The organism is Nocardia sp. CWNU-33 (genome assembly GCF_046764895.1).
In the GTDB taxonomy this organism is placed as follows: Bacteria; Actinomycetota; Actinomycetes; order Mycobacteriales; family Mycobacteriaceae; genus Nocardia.
On sequence record NZ_JBKOQN010000044.1, the window covers coordinates 1 to 18,754 of the forward strand.

Consider the following 18,754-nt stretch of genomic DNA (forward strand, 5'->3'; position numbering starts at 1 on the left):
AGCCGGAGCGTCCAGCGCGGTGGGGCAGCAAGTCCTTCCGAGCCTCGAAAGAGGCAAACACCCATCAGCTACACCCCACCGCTCTGGGCATCCAGGGCACCAACCCCAGACACCTACAAACTTAGGGTTCCACCCATGAACAAGATCCGTATCGCCTTGGCCGTTGCCGCCCTTCCGCTGGCCGTGCTCGCCGCCGCCTGCACGACGAAAGCCGACGCAACCGACGACAAGCCGACACAGCGTGAGCTGCGAGAACTGGTGGACCGCAACCAGATCACCGCCCTGGTCGACCAACTGGGCCGCGCCCTGGACGAGGGCCGCTTCGACGACTTCCGCAGGATCTACACCACCGAGGCCACCGCGAAGACTCCCGGCGGCAAGGCCGAAGGCCGGGACGCGCTGATCGCGCAGGCCAGCCGAAACCACTCCGACGACAAGCGGATTCAGCACTTCATCAGCAATGTGATGATCGACCTCGAGGGCGAGACCGCAGGCGTCCGAGCCAACCTCATCGCCACCTTCGCCCCGGCACCCACCGATGCGAAGACCCCACCGCAGCCGCAGTACACCCTCGGCGAGATCTATCGTTTCGACGCGGTCCGCACCAGCGAGGGCTGGCGGCTGTCACGGGTGGAGACCACGCCCATCTGGTCTACCGGCACCCGCCCGTAACCATCGAATTCAGTGCGCCGCGGCGCGCACCTTCGCGCAATAGCAGCAGAGCGCGGCGGCGATCGCAAACACCGCCGCCGCCGCGGCTATCCGGAACCCTCGCCGATCTGGAACTCCGTTGCGGCACGCTCGATTTCGGCCGGCGAGTAGCGGCCGCGCTCGTCGAACAGAATGGTCGCCCGGGGACACAGGTACAGGATCTACAGCGAGTCCACCCAGTTGCGCAGCAGTTGTGCACCCGCGTCGCCGGACTTCTCGGGGTGGAACTGGGTCGCCGCAAGTGGTCCGTTTTCGACGGCCGCCAGAAACGGCACGCCGTGCTCGGCCCAGGTGAGTTTGGGCGAGGCGAAATGTTCGCTCGGCGGGAGGTCCCAGGTTTGGGCGGCATAGGAGTGGACGAAGTAGAAGCGGGTGTCGGCGTCCATACCCGCAAAGAGGGTGCTGTCGCGCGGCGCGGAGACAGTGTTCCAGCCCATGTGCGGCAGGACCGGGGCCGACAGGCGTTCGACGACACCGGGCCATTCGGCGCAGCCCTCGGTTTCGACGCCGAATTCGACGCCGCGCTCGAACAGGATCTGCATGCCGACGCAGATGCCGAGCACCGGGCGACCGCCGGCGAGGCGCTGGCCGATAATGCGCTCGCCGCGCACCTCTCGCAGCCCCGCCATGCAGGCGGCGTAGGCGCCGACACCGGGGACGACCAGACCGTCCGCGGCGAGCGCGGCCTCCGGGTCCGCGGTGACCTCGACCTGCGCGCCCGCACGCACCAGGGCGCGCTCGGCGGAGTGCAGGTTGCCCGAACCGTAGTCGAGTAGGACAACGGATCTCTTGGTCACAGTGTCCCCTTCGTCGACGGCACACCGCTCACCCGCGGGTCCAGCTCGACGGCGGCGCGCAAAGCCCGTGCCACCGCCTTGAATTCGGCCTCGGTGATGTGATGCTGGTCGCGACCGTAGAGCACCCGCACATGCAGCGCGATGCGGGCGTTGAGGGCAATCGACTCGAAGACGTGCCGGTTGAGCACCGTGGAGTACGGTGCACCCGCAGTGCCACGGCTCGACACCGGCGAGCCGGGAATCACCGCGTGCAGCAGGTGATCCGGTTCCCCGGTGTGCACACAGTACGGCCGTCCCGACACATCGACCGCCGCGTGCGCGAGCGTCTCGTCCATCGGAATGAACGCATCACCGAAGCGCCGGATGCCGGATTTGTCGCCCAGCGCTTTGCCGAGGGCCTGGCCGAACACGATCGCGGTGTCCTCGACCGTGTGGTGCGCCTCGATCTCGATGTCGCCTTCGGCGCGCACGGTCAGGTCGAAGCTGGCATGTGCACCGAGGGCGGTCAGCATGTGGTCGTAAAACGGGACCCCGGTGGAGATCTCGGTCTTGCCGGTTCCGTCCAGATCCAGCTCGACGACAATGCTGGATTCCTTGGTGATCCGCTCCACCCGCGCTGTCCTACTCATGCTCACTTCCATTCGCTTCGGGGGCTGTTCATCGGGACGTCAGGTCGGTGCCGACCACCATGGCGCTGACGCGCAGCAGTTCGTCGTTCTCCGCGGCCAGACCGATCGTGGTGCGCAGATAGCCGGGGATGCCGACATCGCGGATCAGCACGCCCTCGTCCAAGTAGCGCTGCCAGGTCTTCGCGGCATCGGTGAACCGGCCGAACAGCAGGAAGTTGGCGTCGCTGGGGATCACGTCGAAACCGAGGTCGCGCAGGGCCGCCGCGACTCGGTCCCGCTGGGCCGCCAATTCGGCGACGCTGGCGAGGGTTTCGTCAGCATGCCGCAGTGCCGCGCACGCGGCGGCCTGGGTCACCACCGACAGGTGGTAGGGCAGCCGCACCAGCAGCATCGCGTCGATCACCGCGGGCGCGGCGACCAGGTAGCCGAGCCTGCCGCCCGCGAAAGCGAACGCCTTGCTCATCGTCCTGGTCACCACGAGTTTGGTGGGATACCGGTCGATCAGGCCGATCGCGCTGGGCGCGGCAGAGAACTCGCCGTACGCCTCGTCGACCACCACGATGCCGGGCGCCGCGTCGAGGATCCGCGCCAGATCGTCCTGCGGAATGCTGTGGCCGGTGGGGTTGTTCGGGCTGGTCACGAACACCACGTTCGGCGAGCGTTCGACGATGACGGTCAGCGCGTAGTCGATGTCGAGAGCGAAGTCCGCGTTGCGCTTGGCCTCGATCCATTCGGTGTCGATGCCCTCGGAGATGATCGGGTGCATCGAGTACGACGGCACGAAACCCAGTGCGCTGCGGCCCGGCCCGCCGAAGGCCTGCAGCAGCTGCTGCAGGATCTCATTGGAGCCGTTGGCCGCCCAGACGTTGGCCGTGTCCACCGCGACACCGGTCTGGCCGCGAAGATATGCGGCCAGATCCGACCGCAATGCCACCGCATCCCGGTCCGGGTAGCGGTGCAGGTCGGCGGCCGCGGCGCGAATGGATTCGGCGACGTCGTCGATGAGCGCCCGGCTCGGCGGGTGCGGGTTCTCATTGGTGTTCAGCTGCACGGGCACCGTCAACTGCGGTGCGCCGTAAGGCTTCTTGCCGCGCAGGTTCTCGCGCAGCGGCAGGTCCTCCAGGCTCACCCGGGAACCGGGCAGGGTGATGTCCGGTGTCATGCCAGCGCCTCGAATCGCGCCTGCACGGCCTGACCGTGTGCGGGCAGATTCTCGGCATTGGCCAGCGCGACCACATGACCGGCCACATCCTTCAACGCCGTCTCGGTGTATTCGACGACGTGGATGCCGCGCAGGAATGTCTGCACGCTCAAACCCGAAGAGTGCCTGGCACATCCGGCCGTCGGCAGCACGTGGTTGGAGCCCGCGCAATAGTCGCCGAGACTGACCGGCGCGTACGCGCCGACGAAAATCGCTCCGGCACTGCGCACGCGTGCCGCGACGGCGGCAGCGTCGGCGGTCTGGATCTCGAGGTGTTCTGCCGCATAGGCATTCACCACACGCAGGCCCTGCTCGATATCGTCGACGAGCACGGTGCCGGACTGCTTGCCCCGCAACGCCTCCGCGACGCGGTGCGCGTGCTTGACCACCGTCAGCTGCGTGCTGAGCGCGGCATCGACGGCGTCGGCCAGCTCGGCGCTGTCGGTGACGAGGACGCTGGCCGCCAGCACATCGTGCTCGGCCTGGCTGATCAGATCGGCGGCCACGTGCACCGGATCGGCGGTGGCGTCGGCCAGGATCGCAATCTCGGTCGGGCCCGCCTCGGCGTCGATCCCGACCAGGCCGCGGCACAACCGCTTGGCCGCGGTGACGTAGATATTGCCGGGGCCGGTGATCAGGTCGACCGGCTCCAACTGGGCACCGTCGGTGTCGTTGCCGCCATAGGTCAGCAGCGCGACGGCCTGTGCGCCGCCGACGGCCCACACTTCCTCGACACCGAGCAGCTTCGCGGCCGCCAGGATGGTCGGGTGCGGCAGTCCACCGAACTGTTCCTGCGGCGGTGAGGCGACGACAAGGGATTCGACCCCCGCCGCCTGCGCGGGCACCACGTTCATCACGACGCTGGACGGGTAAACGGCATTGCCGCCCGGCACATACAGGCCGACCCGCTCGACCGGCACCCAGCGCTCGGTCACGGTGCCGCCCGGCACGACCTCGGTGGTGGTGTCGGTGCGGCGCTGGTCCGCGTGCACCGTGCGGGTGCGTTCGATGGCGACCTCGAGCGCGGCCCGCACGGCCGGATCGAGGTTTTCGAGCGCGGCGTCGAGCTCGACGGCGGGCACCCGGACGCCGGGCGGGATCACGCCGTCGAATATCTCGCTGAATTCCAGTGCCGCCGAGACACCACGGTCACGGATGGCCTCGACCACCGGCCGCACCTGATGCAATACCGAGTCGACGTCGACCCCTCCGCGCGGCAGCGCGGTGCGCAGCTCGGCAGCGGAGGGAGTGCGACCGCGCAGATCAACGCGGGCGAGCTCGATGCGGCTTGTCATCTTGGTGTGCAGTCCTGTCTGTGCTGGTCATGCTTGGAGTTCGGCTACCAGCCTATCGGGCGGTCGCCACCGGTTAACCGCCGCATAGAGACAGATCACGCCACAGCGCGCGCCCCGATCACGTTATCCGGCGATCGCCGAGGTCGCCGCTGTCGATCGGTGGCGGCTTCGACAGACCGGCTGACCGGACGCGGACCTGCCTCGGGCACGTGACGAGATCGATGCGCTCGCAATCGGGAAGACACCACAGCCCCGCACCGCATCGGAGGAACCGGGGCGGGGCCGCTGGGGTCGATCAGGTGGTGACGAGGCGCTTGATGACCATCGGCTCGGCGAGGATTTCGGCGAGCACGTCGCGCACGTGGAAGAAATGCGGTGTGGTGAAGTGCTCGTCGAGGGCATCGGAGCCGGTCCATTCCTCGACGAGAACCATCCTGCCGGCATCGTTGGGGTCGGTGTAGGGCTGGTAACCGAGGCAGCCGGGTTCGGCGAGCGACGGCTCGATCATTGCTTCCAGGGCGGTGCGCAGCCGGTCCTCTAGTCCGGCTGCGGCGCGGAATTCGGCGACAACGTGCAGGTTCATCAGGATTCTCTTTCGGTATAGAGCGGGTGGGCGGTGTTCGTCAGGCCTGTGCGGGGCCGGTCCCCGCCCCGGTAGTGGTGATCGCGGTGGCGATTTCCTGGAGCTCTGCGGGGGTCAGCGTCAGCTCGCGCGCGCCGATCCAGCCGTCGATCTGGGCGATGTTGCGCGCACCGACGATCGCGCCGGTCACGCCCGGCCATGCGGTCGCCCAGGCGAGGGCCACCTCGGCCACGCCGACGCTGTGCCGTGCCGCGATCGGGCGCAGCGCCGCGACGAGATCGAGGTTGGCGGTGAGACCGGTGGTGAAGTCCGGGTGCGACGAACGCCAGTCGTCGGCGCCGAGGGTGCGGGCCCGCTCCGCAGTGAACGCGCCGGTGAGCAGCCCCGATTGCAGCGGCGAGTACACGATCACGCCGGTGCCGTGCTGCTGTGCCCAGGCGATTTCCGGTGCCGCCGAACGGTTGATCGCCGAGAACGGCGGCTGGATCGCATCGACGTGGGCAATGCTTTCGGCGACCTCGAGCTGCGCCGCGTCGTGGTTGGACAGCCCGATCGCGCGCACCTTGCCTTCCTTCTTCAGGTCGGCCATCACCTGCCAGTACTCCGCCAACGGTGTCGCCGGGCCCGCGGCCGCGCCCTCGGCGCCGTAGACGAACACCGCGCCGGTGTCGGGCCAGTGCACCTGATAGAGGTCGATGTGGTCGACGCGCAGCCGGCGCAGCGAGGCCTCCAGCTCCGCACGCACGGTGTCGGGCCGCATGATCCGGCGCGGCGGGCCGGTGCGATCGTCGCCTTCCGACCAGATCAGGCCGGTTTTGGTGAACAGGTAGGGCCGTTCGGCCTCGGGGATGTCCGCGAGCGCGCTGCCGACCAGGTCCTCGGCATGGCCGAGTCCGTACGCGGGTGCGGTGTCGATCCAATTGAGACCTGCGCCGATCGCATGCCGGATCGCGGCGATCGAGTCGGCGTCATCGGTGGCGCCCCACGAGTACTGCCAGCCGGAGCCTGCGATCACCCAGGTGCCGAAGCCGAGCGGAGTGAGGTTCATGCCCGTATCGCCGAAGGGACGAGTGGTGTTCATGGTGTCTGTCTCCAGTCCGTGCCGGAACCGTTCCGGCGGTGAAAACAACTTTCGGCGAACGCAACGGCGGTAACCAGCGCCGCGCGAGCCTGGGCACACCACGACCACCCTCGCGGGCAACGGCACGGTAATACTGGAATCGTGAGTCTGGATCGACGCGCCGAACTCGGCGAATTCCTGCGTTCCCGGCGGGCGCGCCTGCGTCCTGAGGAGGTCGGGATGCCCGGCTACGGTAGCCGCCGCCGGGTGCCCGGCCTGCGCCGCGAAGAACTGGCGATGCTGGCCGGCGTGAGTGTCGATCACTATGTGCGCCTGGAACAGGGCCGCACACTGCACTTTTCGGAGTCGGTACTGGACGCGGTAGCCCAGGCGCTGCGGCTGAACCAGGTGGAACGCGAACATCTGTACCGGCTGGCGCGGCCGTGGTCGGGCGAAGAACCACCCGGCGAGCAGCGGGTGCGCTCCGGTCTGCGCAGACTGCTCGACGCCGCGGGCGACGTGCCCGCGTATGTGGTCGGCCGCGGCACCAACGTGCTGGCCTGGAATCCGCTTGCCGCGGCACTCATCACCGACTTCGGCGCGCTACCGCCCCGCGAACGCAACCTGGCCCGACTGGTCTTCCTCGACGAGGGTATGCGCGAGCTCTACGAGGATTGGCCCGCCAAGGCCGCCGACGTCGTTGCCTACCTGCGGTTGGACGCGGCCCGCAATCCCGGCGACAAGGGCATCGGCACCCTGCTCGCGGAGCTCGGCGACATCCCTGAGTTCCGCAGACATTGGGACGAGCACGAGCTCCGGGACAAAACCCACGGCCGCTACGTCTATCTGCACCCGGTGGTCGGACGGCTGGATCTCGGTTTCGAAACGCTACGTCTGCCCGACGACCCGGATCAGGCCCTCGTCATGCACACCACCGAGGCGGAATCGGCCAGCGCGACAGCGTTGCAGCTGTTGGCGACGTGGCGGGAGAGCTCCACGCATTCCCGCCTGCGATGATCCGATCAGCCTGCTGTCTTGGTGTTGCTGTCGATGAGTGGGGTTCCGCTGCCAGGGTTGATCAACCGCAGCGTCACCGACCTGTTCTGGCCCGCATAGGTCACGCTGGCCACATTGACTTCCACCGAACCGTCTGGGTTGGTGCCTGTACCACCATCGGCCGCATCAACAGTGTTGAAGCCCGTGACCCGATTCTGCGTCCAGTAATCCTGGAAAGCTGGCTGACTGCCGTAGACCCGCTGGGCGGCGGGAGTTAACTGTTTCCATGCAGCCGCGAACCTCAGATAGGTGAGGTTGTTGTAGAAGTCCACCACTTGATCGATGGATTGCCGCGAGTCTGCCGGGCCGACGCTCTTCGTCTGCCCCGGCGTGCCAGCAGCAGTCGTGGAACTGGCGCCCGATGACACGGAGGACGACGGCGGGCTTGCCTGCCCCGACGGTGTGCCGCCACCGCCCTGGGACAGTGCACCGATCAGGAGCGCGACCACCGTGACCAACCCACCCACCGACGCGCCGATCAGCACCGCCTTGCGCTTGCCGCCCGACTTGCGCGGCACCGGTCTCGGCTGCGTTGTCGTGCGCGGATGTGACGCGGTGCGCGGATGCGCGGCAGTGTTGGGCTGCCTGGTGTTTCGTGGCGGCGGCGCCGGACGTGCTTGCCGTTCGGTGGGCGGATACTGCGTCGACGCGTTGACCGACGGGCGCAGCGCGCGGGTGGCCGATTCGGGCTCACCGACCCTCCGCCTGCCGAAAGCCTCACTGGCAGGAATGAATCCGGCGGGCACCGGCGTAGAACCGGAGTCCGCGAGCGCGGCGAGATGGTCGTGCGCGGCCCGCATGGTGGGCCGGTCCTCGGGTTCCGGACTCAGCAGCTGCAGCAGGAAATCGGTGGCCGGGCCAGCGTGCCGCGGCTCGCTCACCTGGCCGTTGGCGGCCGCGTACAGCACCGCGAGCGGGTTGGCGCTGGAACCGTAGGGCGGTTCACCCTCCAGCGCGTGGAAAAGGGTTGCGCCCAGGGCGAATACGTCCGAGGCCGGGGTGGGGTCGGCGCCGCGGGCGCATTCCGGGGCGAGATAGGCGGCGGTGCCGCAGATCAAGCCGGTCTCGGTGAGCGTGACGTCACCGGTGGCACGCGAGATGCCGAAATCGGTGATCTTCACCGTGCCGTGGTCGTCGAGCAGGATATTGCCCGGTTTGACATCGCGGTGCACGATGCCCGCCTGATGCGCCGCGATCAGCGCCGAGGCCACCTGCTCGCCCATCCGCGAGACCTGTGGGAGCGCCAGCATGCCCTGCGCGGAGATCACCGCGGCCAGGCTGCGCGAATTCATGTATTCCATCACCAGACACGGGTCGCCGTCGTGCTCGGTGATGTCGAACACCACGATGGCGTTCGGATGCTGGAATCGGGCCGCATTGCGCGCCTCGCGGATTGCTCGCTGTCGCATGACGTCGCGGTCCGCCGGAGGCAGGCTGGGCTGGATGTGGATCTGCTTGACCGCTACCGAGCGCTGCAGCCGTTCGTCCATGGCACGCCAGACGACACCTGTGCCGCCGCTACCAATCCGCTCGACCAGGCGGTAGTGTTCCGCGATCAATTGACCGGTATCGATGACGCCTACTCCGAACCTTCTCGAAATCGTGACATACCGCGTATTGACCACCCACGCGTTTCCGGGATGAGTGTAGCGGGCCGCAAACCAGGGCACGCGGCAGCGGGGACATATCCGCCGCCCACACCACGACAATGACTATCGCCGTGCCCGCAGCATACGTCCCGCAGCCTCCACCGCGGGGCCCGAACTACCCGCATCACTGACGAATACGGCGAATGCCAGGTCCCCGTCGATACCGACGAACCAGCCGTGCGCATGCTTGTCGTCGATGTACTCCGCGGTGCCGGTCTTGCCGATCAGGCCTGGAATGTCACGCAGCGCAGTGGCGGTGCCACCGGTGATGGTCTCGCGCATCATGGATTTCACCTGGTCATCGACGGTGGTCGGCAGCGTTTCCCCGGTCTTGTCCGCGACGCCGGGCTGCCCTCTCACCAGTACGGGCGCGGGCGCCGAACCGCGGGCGAGCGCGGCCGCGACCAACGCCATCCCGAACGGCGAGGCTGTCACCTGGCCCTGCCCGATACCGGATTCGACTCGTTGCGCGGGGGTTTCGGCGGGCGGCACCTTACCGGTAACGGTGGTCAGTCCCGGTGTGACGTAGTCGACACCGAGGCCGAGCTGTGCGGCTGCTTTCGTCAACGCGTCGGCTGGCAACTTCACCGCTAAGCCGCCCATGGTGGTATTGCAGGAGCGCGCGAAGGCGGTGTGCAGCGGCACCTGACCGAGATCGAAGTTGTCGTCGTTCGGAATCCGGCGGCCCTCGATATTCGCGACGCCAGGGCAGGGCAGCACGGAGTCGGGCGTGACCGACCCCGCTTGCAGCGCGGCCGAGACCGTGACGGTCTTGAAGGTCGAGCCCGGCGGGTACAGACCGGTGAGCGCGATCGAGCCCTGCGCGTCGGCGGCGGCGTTCTGGGCGACCGCGAGCACATTGCCGGTGGACGGTTGCAGCGCGACGATCGTGGCGGGCTGTGCGATCGGCGTGAGCGCGTCCTCGGCGGCGTGCTGGAGGTCGATATTCAGGGTGGTCGTGATGTCGGTGGTCGGCTGCGGATCCTGACCGGCGAGGCGCTTGCTGCCGTCGGGAATCTGGACGCGAACCGCCCAGCCCGTTGCCGCGTCGACCTGCTGCTGCCAGAGCTCGGCCAGGCCAGACAGCGTCGGCGACGCCAGCGACTTGTCGTTGGCCAGCAGCCGGGTCTGCGGGGCGAGGGTGACGCCGCGGGTAGTCTCGAGCGCGGCCTGGATCGGCGCGATGTCGGTGGCGCGCAGGGTGATTGCGGTGATCGACTTGCCTTGGGCCGCAGCGAGATCCGCCTGCATTGAGTGCGCGGTGAGGCCAGGAGCCAGCGGGCCGACCATGGCGGCGATCGCGGCGGTGTCCGCGCCGGGGCTCACGTTCACCAGCGTCACCACCTGCTGGGTCAGCAGTTCGCCGCCGGACGTATCGAGGATCCGGGCAGGCCGGGGGTACACCGGCTCGTAGGCCAGTGGACCGATGTCGAGGCCGGGCGCGACAGCGGTCGGGTCCCACTTGACCTTCCAGCCGTCGCCGGTGTCATTCGCGGCGCCGGTGGTGGTATAGGTCCACATGTTCTTGCCGTCCGGTCCGAACTTCCAGGTGGCGGCGAGGGTGAAGGAGTTCTTGTCCACCGAGCGGACGTCGAAGGTCACCTCTTTGCCGAGTCCGTCGTAGAGCCCGTTCAGCGCGTCCGCGGCCTTCGTCGGATCGTCGGTCATGGCCGCGGCGGCGGCGATATCGTCGCGGTTCAGCGCGTCGGCGAATTGTCCAGCGACGGTGTCGGGCTGGTCCGGGCCGGAACTGCAGCCGGTCAACGCCAAGGCGGGCGCGGCAAACAGGGTGAGGACCTTCCGGTGGGTGCGCACCCAGCCGACTGTATCGGGCGGCGGCGGCACGCCGGGGTAGCCACGTGGCATCGAGGCGCCGCCGGCCGCTGGTCAGTCGGCGAGCCAGGGCCCGTCGGCCAACGCCGCTGCGTCGACGTCGGCGAGGTCGATGTCGAAGATCTCCGACAGGATCTTGGGCAGTTCGCCGGGTGTCAGCTCCCGGACTTCGCCCGAGCCGTCCGGGCGTTCTACGGTCCAGGTGGTGCCGTCCAGGATGTGATGGGCATCCGGGAGGAACCGCTGCACGAACGGCCGCATGGTGAACGGCGAACGCGGCGAGGTCGACACGAAGTGATTGCCCACCGCGAAATCGATGCGGTACTGCGGGTTCGGGGTGAAGGTGTAGCGGGTGATCCAGCCGTCACGGCCGAACTGGTGCAGCACCCACAGATCGCTGTCCAGCTCGCCGCGGGTGCGCTCCAACCGGAATCGCCACTCGCCGAGGGCGAACTCACCACGACCTTCGGTCAGCTCGTAGGGCTGTAGCGGGCCGGAACCGAATCCGACATCGCAGAGCCACACCCGGTCGTCGTCGCTGGTCGTCACGTGCAGCAGCGCGTGGGTGGCGGGCCGTAGGCCGATATCGACGCCCATGGTCACGCGGCCGCTGAGACCGGTGACGCCGAACCCGAGCCGCTCCAGCACGGCCGCGAACAGCGCGACGTTCTCGTAGCAGTAGCCGCCGCGGCGCTGCCGGATCATCTTGTTCTGCAACGACTCCAGATCCAGCGGAATGTCACGGCCGAGGACGATCTCCAGGTTTTCGAAGGGGATCGTGGTGGTGTGCGTGTAGACCAGCGCCCGCAAGGTCGCGAGGGTCGGACTGCGGTCACCGTCGAATCCGATGCGCGCCAGATACGCGTCCAGGTCCAGTTCGTCGCCGTTCCACTGGTAGGCGGGATCGTCGGGCTTGCTCATCACACCTCTTCCTCGTGTCCGTCTCATCGAGGCAACCACACGGCTGCCGGAACTGTTCCTCCGCGGTGCCGCAATCACGTGACTCAGGCGGCGCACTTCGCGTTCGGCGGCGCGGCGGGGGCGGTGACAAGCCCGTGCGCGACGTCCACGATGTAGTCGCGGTCCGGGCCCGCGGTCGGCTCGGCTCCGGTGAGCAGGCGTTCGACCACGCAGCCGCCTTCGAAGAACGCCGGGCCGATGCTGTGGCCACCGGGCACCACGGCGCCGTTGAGGTCGCGGCCGGTGACAATGGTGTACATCGAGGTCGGCTTGCCCGCGGCGAGCAGGCCGGCCCGCATCTCCACGCTGGTGGCGTACGGCAGCACGTCGTCGCCGGTGCCGTGCACCAGGAACGCGCGCTCGATGTCCATCCGGCCTGCCAGCAGGGCGGGCGAGCGTTCGAAGTAGGCCTGCGGACAGGTGGTCGGCGGGCAGCCGCCCGCGTCGCGTTCGATCTGCGCGGGCAGCTTCGGGTCAATTCCCGCCGAGGCCAGCCACATCGTGAAATCGTCTGCCGGACCGTAATTGTCGACCCAGTAGTCGAACAGTCCACGCGGGCCGTTGGCCGCGGCAAGGCCGCTCATGATCCCGCCCTGGCTCCAGCCCCAGAGGACGGTGCGGGCAATCGAGGGATGCTCGTTCCGGTACCACTGGGTTGCCGCAACGATGTCGTGCCGGCCTGCCGAGAGGTTCCATTCGCCGGGCTTCCATACGCTGGTCGCGCTGCGCAGATCCATCGACACGATCGGGGTCGCGGTGCGCTGCGCGATCGAGGTCAGATAGCCCGCGTGGTCGGCGGCCGAACCGCGGTACCCGTGCACGGCGGTGACCAGGCCCCGCGGCGCGAGATCACCTGGCGCGCACCGGTACGGCTCGTAGACCAGCCCGGTCGCGTCCTCACCGTCCACGGTCAGCGTGATCGGCCGCACCGCAACTCGCACCTGGCATTCCGGCTCCGCCGACACCGGCGGAGCGACCGAAATGGTCGCCGCGAGCACACTCAGCACCGCACAACACACCGCAGCCAGTCCGTATCCGCGCGTCATCCTCGCATGATGCCATGCCGCTATCGGTGTCCGACGGCGCGAATACCGACAAGAATTCCACCCGCGACGGCGGCAGTGAGCACGACCATCGCGAAGGCTGCAGTCGCACCGGTCAAATCGATTGCGTCGCTGAGGAACCCCGCCGCGAGCGGCAGGACCGCCGCAGGCACATAGCCGCCGACATTCTGGGCGGCGTTCGCCTCGGCCAGCCGCGCGGCGGGCACGGCGGCACTGATCGCCGTCAGTCCGGCGAATTGCCCCATCCCCTGCCCGAGACCGGCCAGCACGGCGGCCATGCCGAACAACACGATGGACGCAGTGGACACCGACACCGTGAGCGCGATCATGCTCGCCGTGGTAGCGACGGCACTGCCGACCATGATGGTGCGAATCGGCAAGCGCCGCACGGCGAACTGGATGCCGGTCGCGCCGAGGAACATGACGAAGGCCAGCCCGCCCGCGACAACCCGGTTGGTGGCCCCGAGCAGGTTCGACAGCAGCGACGGGCCCAGTGACAGCACGAAGGACGTCGCGGTGATCCCGGGCGCGAAGACAGCGATCCCGAGCAATACCGCTGTCCGTCCGCCCGGCGCCACCGCGGGAATCCGGATCCACGCCCCGTGCCCGCCCGCGCCCTTCGACAACCGCAAGCGTGCGACCACCACCGATGCCGAGACCAGCAACGCGAACTCGACGGCGAAAATGGTGACGGTCGGGCCGGGCAAGGTCTCCGAAAACACCCCGGCCAGCAACGGCCCGAACCCGGCGCCGAGAACCATCGCCGCAGACGCCGCCAGTGCGGCAAGACGTTTGCGCTCCGGACCGCCGACATCGGTGACCGCCGCCATCCCGGCGGAGACGGCGGCACCCACCCCGATCCCGGTCAGCAGCCGGGCGAGCGCGAGCACGAATACCGAAGTCGCCGTGGCAAAGAGCACGCACGCGAGCATCGCGAGCGCGAGTGCAGGCAGCAGCACCGGCTTGCGGCCGAGGCGATCGGACACCACACCGGCCACCAGCAGTGCGCCGAGCAGGCCGACGATGTAGCAAGCGAATATCGCGGTCAAGGTGCCCGAGGAGAAGCCGAGTGAGCGCTGCCAGACGACATACAGCGGGGTCGGCGCGTTCGACAGGATGAATACCGCGAACACCGGCCAGGCCGCCAACCAGATCATGGCGCGGTGTGCCCGGTCTTTTCCGGCCGCCTCGTGTGGCCGAGTCACGACTGCCGTCATGCGATCTCCTAGTTCGACTCTTCTCGTACTGGTACGACAATAGTCGAACTTAACACCTAGTACGATAGAACTCGTACAAGACGTCCACGAACCGAGGAGACCCGATGCCATCGGCCACCCGCGCACCAGACACCACCGTCGCGCCGCTGCCCGAGCCTGCCCGCGCCGATCTCCGCCTCGAAGACGTGCTTGGAGTCCTCAGCGACCCGCTGCGACTACACATCGTGCAGAAGCTGCTGCTGGAATCGCCCGACACCGATCGCTCCTGCGGCTGGTTCGGCATCGATCGACCGAAATCGACACTCACCCATCACTTTCGCGTGCTGCGCGAGGCTGGCGTCACGCGCCAGCAGCAGTACGGGCTCGAACGGCGCAGCCGCGTGCGCATCGAGGACCTCGACGCGCGCTTCCCCGGCCTACTGGACCTCGTGCGCGCCTGGCGACCGGCGGACTGAGCGCAGGCGAGACCCGGCAATCCTCGACAAGGCACGGCAACAGCCCGACGTCATCGCCAGGTCGGCCACGGCATGCCCGGCGGTTAAGATTCGCCTATGCGTTCGATTGATGCGGCACAGCGGCGAGCCCGACTCGCGGTACGACACCGGCTGGCCACTGCCGCCCGCACCGATGAGGTCACCGATATCGCACGGTCGCTCGTCGTGCTGCACGCGACCGATCCGGCGACGGTGTTCCTGTCGGTCGGCGCGCGCAGCCACACCGCCACTCCGGCACACGTCGAGCAGGCACTGTACGACGACCGCACCCTGCTACGGCTGCTCGCGATGCGACGCACCATGTTCGTCGCGCCGGTGGAGCTGTTGCCGGTGCTGCAAGCTTCGTGCGCGGACGCGCTGGCCGAGAAGCAGCGCCGCACCTATGGCAAGTTCCTCGAGGTAGCCGGTGTGGTCGACGGCAGTGTCCGCGAATGGCTCGCCGATGTCGAAGACGAGACCCACAAGGCGCTACTTGCTCGCGGCGCGGCCACCGGCGCCCAGCTGAGCAAGGACGTGCCTCGCCTGCGCACGCAGGTGGATCCGGCACCAGGGAAGGCATATTCGAAGCCGACCAGCATCACCACCTGGGTGCTCGTGATCCTCGGTGTCGAAGGCCGCATCGTGCGCGGTCGCCCGAACGGCAGCTGGACGAGCAGCCAATACAGCTGGGCGCCGGTGGAATCGTGGCTGCCCGACGGTGTCGCGACGATGCCGGCAGACCACGCCCGCGCCGAACTGGTCCGAAAGTGGTTGTCGACCTTCGGCCCCGCCCCCATTGCAGATATCAAATGGTGGACCGGCTGGTCCCTCGGCGATGTCCGCAAGGCTCTCGCCCTGCTCGATACCGTCGAGGTCGACCTGGACGGCGTCACCGGCATCCTGCTCGCCGACGACCTGGAGCCCGTCCCCACCCCCGACCCCTGGGTCTCGCTGCTGCCCGCCCTCGACCCCACCCCGATGGGCTGGCAATCCCGCGACTGGTATCTGGGCCCGCACGCACCGGTCCTGTTCGACCGCAACGGCAATATCGGACCCACCATCTGGTGCGACGGCCGCATCGTCGGCGGCTGGGCGCAGCGCAAGGACGGCGAGATCGCCTACCGCCTGCTGGAAGACGTCGGCTCCGACGCCGCGGCCATGATCGACGCCGAAGTCGCCCGCACCACCGGCTGGTTCGGCGAGGTCCGCGCCATCCCCCGCTTCCGCACCCCGCTCGAGCGTGAACTCACGGCTTGAGCGGACGCGCATCGGCGATGTGATGCGAGCCGAAATCGAGCGGCTCGGCCACAGACGATTCGCTTACATGTCCAAGCCGAGGTCGAGCACTCGCACCGAGTGGGTGAGTGCGCCCACCGCGAGGTAATCGACGCCGGTGCGGGCGTAGTCGGCGGCGTCGTCGAGAGTCAGACCGCCGGAGGATTCGAGTCGGGTCTGCGGGGCCTCGGCATCGCGACGCTGGACGGCGGCCTGGGTCTGCCAGAGCGGGAAGTTGTCCAGCAGGACAAGTTCCACGTTTTCGGCCAGGACCGCGACCAGTTGTTCGAGGCTGTCGACCTCGACTTCGCAGGCGATGTCGGGGGCCATGGCGCGGACCGCGCGCAGCGCTTCGACCACCGAACCGGCAGCGACCACGTGGTTGTCCTTGATCAGCGCGGCGTCGCCGAGACCCATTCGGTGGTTCACTCCCCCGCCTACCCGCACCGCGTACTTTTGCAGGGCGCGCAGGCCGGGCAATGTCTTTCGGCTGTCGCGGATCCGGCATTTCGTGCCGGCGACCTCGTCGACCCACGCGGCGGTGGCCGTCGCGATGCCCGACAGGTGGCAGACCAGATTCAGCATGGTGCGTTCGGCGGTGAGCAGGCCACGCGTCGGTGCAACCAGTCCGAGCACCGATTGCCCCGGCGTCACCCGGGTGCCATCGGCCACCCGGTCGGTGACCTCGTAGTTCCCTGCCCCGATCACCTCGTCGAGGACGAGCAACCCGACATCGAGCCCGGCGACCGTCCCCGGCTGCCGCGATACCACCGACGCCTTCACCACCGCATCCGCGGGAACGGTTGCCGCAGTGGTGATGTCGGGCCCGTACCGCAGATCCTCGTTCAACGCCGTACGAATAAGCGCGAGCACCTCGCCCCGCTCGAGCCCACTATCCGAACTCATCACTGCACTCCTACTCTCCACGCCCGCAGCGGGCAGTATTCGAGGCCCCGCGCCGAGGTGAGTGGCACACCATCGCGGGCGCTTCCCGCGTTGTGCCGCAACCATGTGCCACTGATCGCCCCGGCGGTCACGATGCGCTCGGGAGGGAGTCTCGGGGCCAGGGGTCGGCGACGGCGAATCCGTCGGGGGCCGGGACCGGTTGGCCCTCGGAGCCCAGGCGGAATGCGACGCTGTGTTGCTGGCGTTCGGTCGGCTCCTGATGGTCGGAGCGGGTGTGGCAACCGCGGCTCTCGGTGCGGGCCGCGGCGGCCAGCAGCAGCACTCGGGCGGTCAAGGTGAGCGCGGCGTCCTCGAACTCGGCGATGCGTTGCGCCGCAATGCTGCTGGGCGAGCCGTGCGCAGGGCCGGGTAGCGGCACGACGCCATTCGGTGCGGACGCGTCTTTGTGCTCGGCCGCGCTATCGTGCACCGCCACGCCATTGCGCACCCCACGACCGTCTTGCACCGCCCGATCGGCGGGTATCGCCGCGACATCGTCCATCGACGGATCGATCGCCGCCGCACCGCTCGGGGCCGCACTGCTGTCACGCACCGCCGAACCGGCGGAACCATGGCCCGTCCGCGTCACTCGATGCAGCACCGCGTGCTCCAGCCTGCGTGTCGCATCGGACAGACCGGCGGCGTCGCGGACGACGGAGCCGTGGGCGGTCATCAACTGTTGCACCAGCATTCGATCGACGCGAGGTACGGCGCGGAGCGGGATTTCGGTGATGGGCACTTCCTCGCCGAGGCGTTCTGCCGCGGCCGCCCCGGCGCGTTCGCCCACGACGAGCCCCTCGAGCAGGCTGTTGGAGGCCAGCCGATTCGCGCCGTGCAGGCCGGTTCGCGCTACCTCACCCGCCGCGTACAAGCCGGGGACGGCGGTACGACCGTGTGTGTCGGTGACCACCCCGCCGCATTGGTAGTGCGCGGCAGGAGCGACCGGGATGAGGTCGGTGCGGGGATCGATGCCCGCGGCCAGGCAGGAGGCGGTGATCGTCGGAAACCGTTGCGGGAATCCGTCGATGGACCTGGCATCGAGATACACATGGTCGGCGCCGAGTGCCCGCATCCGCGCCGCGATAGCCCGCGACACCACGTCACGCGGTGCCAGATCACCACGGGGGTCCACCCCAGCGGTCACCGAATTGCCTTCGGAATCCACCAGTGTCGCGCCCTCGCCGCGGACGGCCTCGCTGATCAGCGGCCTGCGACCGGTCCCGCCCGGTGTGTACAGCACCGTCGGATGGAACTGGACGAATTCGAGATCGGCCACGGTCGCTCCGGCCCACAGCGCCAGCGCAATACCGTCCGCGGTCGCCCCGGGCGGGTTGGTACTGAGGGCGTACAGCTGGCCGAGCCCACCGGTGGCCAGCAGCACCGCCGGTGCGTGCACGACCCCGAATCCGCGCTCGGACACCGCGATCACGCCCTGCACACCGCCGGGACCGGTGACGATCTCCAGTGCGGCGGTGCCGAAGAGGACCGGAAGGCCGGCCGCGTTCAGTGCACGCTGCACCTCAGCGCCGGTGGCGTCGCCGCCGGCGTGGATGATCCGTCGAGTGCTGTGCCCACCCTCGCGGGTGCGTGAAATCTGGCCGTCGCGACCGAGATCGAATACCGCACCCAGGTCCGTCAGCGCGGCGATCGCGTCTTGACCGCCTTCGACGATCGACCGCACCGCATCGACATCACAGAGCCCGGCACCGGCCTCGACGGTGTCGTCCACATGCGACTGCACCGAATCCCCGTGCGGCGCGACGACAGCGATCCCGCCCTGGGCGTACTGGGTAGAGGTGTCGGTCGCTCCGCCCTTGCTCAGGATGAGCACCCGGAGGCCACGCAGCGACGCGGTACGCGCCGCGGTCAGACCGGCGACACCGCCGCCGATCACGATCAGGTCGGCGTCGGCCTCCCAGTCGATCCGGGGCGGCGCGACCGTCATTTGCTCCTGCCGCTCCGGACGAGCACGTGTGCCCGGTTACCGATCTCGGTCAGCCGACGCA

At 68.5% G+C, this 18,754-nt stretch carries 17 protein-coding genes; 4 read left to right on the forward strand and 13 right to left on the reverse strand.

Translation table 11 applies throughout. The features are described from left to right. Positions 1 to 135 precede the first annotated feature (135 nt). Positions 136 to 672 carry a nuclear transport factor 2 family protein gene (locus tag ACLMAL_RS34885; protein WP_412002971.1) on the forward strand — a complete coding sequence of 179 codons (537 nt, stop codon included), beginning with the start codon at positions 136 to 138 and terminating at the stop codon, positions 670 to 672. Positions 673 to 872: 200 nt separating this feature from the next. On the opposite strand, the gene hisH is transcribed toward ACLMAL_RS34885, so the two are convergent. The 6 genes from hisH to ACLMAL_RS34915 form a co-directional block, all read right to left on the reverse strand. Beyond that, positions 873 to 1,508: an imidazole glycerol phosphate synthase subunit HisH gene (gene hisH / locus ACLMAL_RS34890; protein WP_412002972.1), complete on the reverse strand. Its 636-nt coding sequence runs from the start codon at positions 1,506 to 1,508 to the stop codon at positions 873 to 875. After that, entirely contained in the window at positions 1,505 to 2,137 is a 633-nt protein-coding gene (hisB, locus tag ACLMAL_RS34895) for an imidazoleglycerol-phosphate dehydratase HisB (RefSeq protein ID WP_406238014.1), read from the reverse strand. Before hisB ends, hisH begins: the two co-directional genes overlap by 4 nt. A gap of 28 nt (positions 2,138 to 2,165) precedes the next feature. Next, positions 2,166 to 3,299, reverse strand: coding sequence for a histidinol-phosphate transaminase (locus ACLMAL_RS34900; RefSeq protein ID WP_412002973.1), 1,134 nt, complete (start codon positions 3,297 to 3,299; stop codon positions 2,166 to 2,168). Further along, positions 3,296 to 4,633 (reverse strand): histidinol dehydrogenase, encoded by a 1,338-nt coding sequence (gene hisD, locus ACLMAL_RS34905; RefSeq protein WP_412002974.1) that lies wholly within the window; start codon positions 4,631 to 4,633, stop codon positions 3,296 to 3,298. The genes ACLMAL_RS34900 and hisD overlap by 4 nt, the downstream gene beginning before the upstream one ends. A gap of 295 nt (positions 4,634 to 4,928) precedes the next feature. Continuing rightward, complete coding sequence (locus ACLMAL_RS34910; protein ID WP_412002975.1) at positions 4,929 to 5,216, reverse strand: putative quinol monooxygenase; 288 nt, start codon at positions 5,214 to 5,216, stop codon at positions 4,929 to 4,931. A 40-nt stretch (positions 5,217 to 5,256) separates the two neighbouring features. Continuing rightward, positions 5,257 to 6,297: an aldo/keto reductase gene (locus ACLMAL_RS34915; RefSeq protein WP_412002976.1), complete on the reverse strand. Its 1,041-nt coding sequence runs from the start codon at positions 6,295 to 6,297 to the stop codon at positions 5,257 to 5,259. Between the two features lie 141 nt (positions 6,298 to 6,438). On the opposite strand from ACLMAL_RS34915, the gene ACLMAL_RS34920 reads away from it, so the two are divergent. Beyond that, positions 6,439 to 7,293, forward strand: coding sequence for a helix-turn-helix transcriptional regulator (locus ACLMAL_RS34920; RefSeq protein WP_412002977.1), 855 nt, complete (start codon positions 6,439 to 6,441; stop codon positions 7,291 to 7,293). A gap of 5 nt (positions 7,294 to 7,298) precedes the next feature. Here the strand turns inward: ACLMAL_RS34920 and ACLMAL_RS34925 are convergent, their stop codons facing one another. From ACLMAL_RS34925 to ACLMAL_RS34945, 5 genes are all read right to left on the reverse strand, one after another. Continuing rightward, on the reverse strand, positions 7,299 to 8,891 hold the full coding sequence (locus tag ACLMAL_RS34925) for a protein kinase domain-containing protein (RefSeq protein WP_412002978.1): 1,593 nt from the start codon (positions 8,889 to 8,891) through the stop codon (positions 7,299 to 7,301). 153 nt (positions 8,892 to 9,044) lie between these two features. Then, positions 9,045 to 10,796, reverse strand: a complete 1,752-nt coding sequence (locus tag ACLMAL_RS34930; protein ID WP_412002979.1) for a penicillin-binding transpeptidase domain-containing protein — start codon at positions 10,794 to 10,796, stop codon at positions 9,045 to 9,047. A 72-nt stretch (positions 10,797 to 10,868) separates the two neighbouring features. After that, complete coding sequence (locus ACLMAL_RS34935; RefSeq protein WP_412002980.1) at positions 10,869 to 11,735, reverse strand: arylamine N-acetyltransferase family protein; 867 nt, start codon at positions 11,733 to 11,735, stop codon at positions 10,869 to 10,871. Between the two features lie 83 nt (positions 11,736 to 11,818). Continuing rightward, on the reverse strand, positions 11,819 to 12,820 hold the full coding sequence (locus tag ACLMAL_RS34940) for an alpha/beta hydrolase family protein (RefSeq protein WP_412002981.1): 1,002 nt from the start codon (positions 12,818 to 12,820) through the stop codon (positions 11,819 to 11,821). A gap of 20 nt (positions 12,821 to 12,840) precedes the next feature. Beyond that, entirely contained in the window at positions 12,841 to 14,055 is a 1,215-nt protein-coding gene (locus ACLMAL_RS34945; protein ID WP_412002982.1) for an MFS transporter, read from the reverse strand. 104 nt (positions 14,056 to 14,159) lie between these two features. Here ACLMAL_RS34945 and ACLMAL_RS34950 point away from each other — a divergent pair, with 104 nt between their 5' ends. Then, positions 14,160 to 14,510 (forward strand): ArsR/SmtB family transcription factor, encoded by a 351-nt coding sequence (locus ACLMAL_RS34950; protein WP_412002983.1) that lies wholly within the window; start codon positions 14,160 to 14,162, stop codon positions 14,508 to 14,510. Positions 14,511 to 14,606: 96 nt separating this feature from the next. Next, positions 14,607 to 15,785: a winged helix DNA-binding domain-containing protein gene (locus ACLMAL_RS34955; protein WP_412002984.1), complete on the forward strand. Its 1,179-nt coding sequence runs from the start codon at positions 14,607 to 14,609 to the stop codon at positions 15,783 to 15,785. 63 nt (positions 15,786 to 15,848) lie between these two features. Here the strand turns inward: ACLMAL_RS34955 and nadC are convergent, their stop codons facing one another. Both nadC and ACLMAL_RS34965 read right to left on the reverse strand, forming a co-directional pair. Then, positions 15,849 to 16,709, reverse strand: coding sequence for a carboxylating nicotinate-nucleotide diphosphorylase (nadC, locus tag ACLMAL_RS34960; protein WP_412002985.1), 861 nt, complete (start codon positions 16,707 to 16,709; stop codon positions 15,849 to 15,851). A gap of 127 nt (positions 16,710 to 16,836) precedes the next feature. Beyond that, positions 16,837 to 18,693 carry an L-aspartate oxidase gene (locus ACLMAL_RS34965; protein WP_412002986.1) on the reverse strand — a complete coding sequence of 619 codons (1,857 nt, stop codon included), beginning with the start codon at positions 18,691 to 18,693 and terminating at the stop codon, positions 16,837 to 16,839. Between the last annotated feature and the right edge of the window lie 61 nt (positions 18,694 to 18,754).

Excerpts from the sequence above, each read along its gene's own strand:
- ACLMAL_RS34885 (WP_412002971.1), top strand. The coding sequence starts at position 136 with ATGAACAAGATCCGTATCGCCTTGGCCGTTGCCGCCCTTCCGCTGGCC.
- hisB (WP_406238014.1), bottom strand. The coding sequence starts at position 2,137 with ATGAGTAGGACAGCGCGGGTGGAGCGGATCACCAAGGAATCCAGCATT.
- ACLMAL_RS34900 (WP_412002973.1), bottom strand. The coding sequence starts at position 3,299 with ATGACACCGGACATCACCCTGCCCGGTTCCCGGGTGAGCCTGGAGGAC.
- hisD (WP_412002974.1), bottom strand. The coding sequence starts at position 4,633 with ATGACAAGCCGCATCGAGCTCGCCCGCGTTGATCTGCGCGGTCGCACT.
- ACLMAL_RS34910 (WP_412002975.1), bottom strand. The coding sequence starts at position 5,216 with ATGAACCTGCACGTTGTCGCCGAATTCCGCGCCGCAGCCGGACTAGAG.
- ACLMAL_RS34915 (WP_412002976.1), bottom strand. The coding sequence starts at position 6,297 with ATGAACACCACTCGTCCCTTCGGCGATACGGGCATGAACCTCACTCCG.
- ACLMAL_RS34935 (WP_412002980.1), bottom strand. The coding sequence starts at position 11,735 with ATGAGCAAGCCCGACGATCCCGCCTACCAGTGGAACGGCGACGAACTG.
- ACLMAL_RS34940 (WP_412002981.1), bottom strand. The coding sequence starts at position 12,820 with ATGACGCGCGGATACGGACTGGCTGCGGTGTGTTGTGCGGTGCTGAGT.
- ACLMAL_RS34945 (WP_412002982.1), bottom strand. The coding sequence starts at position 14,055 with ATGACGGCAGTCGTGACTCGGCCACACGAGGCGGCCGGAAAAGACCGG.
- ACLMAL_RS34950 (WP_412002983.1), top strand. The coding sequence starts at position 14,160 with ATGCCATCGGCCACCCGCGCACCAGACACCACCGTCGCGCCGCTGCCC.
- ACLMAL_RS34955 (WP_412002984.1), top strand. The coding sequence starts at position 14,607 with ATGCGTTCGATTGATGCGGCACAGCGGCGAGCCCGACTCGCGGTACGA.
- nadC (WP_412002985.1), bottom strand. The coding sequence starts at position 16,709 with ATGAGTTCGGATAGTGGGCTCGAGCGGGGCGAGGTGCTCGCGCTTATT.
- ACLMAL_RS34965 (WP_412002986.1), bottom strand. The coding sequence starts at position 18,693 with ATGACGGTCGCGCCGCCCCGGATCGACTGGGAGGCCGACGCCGACCTG.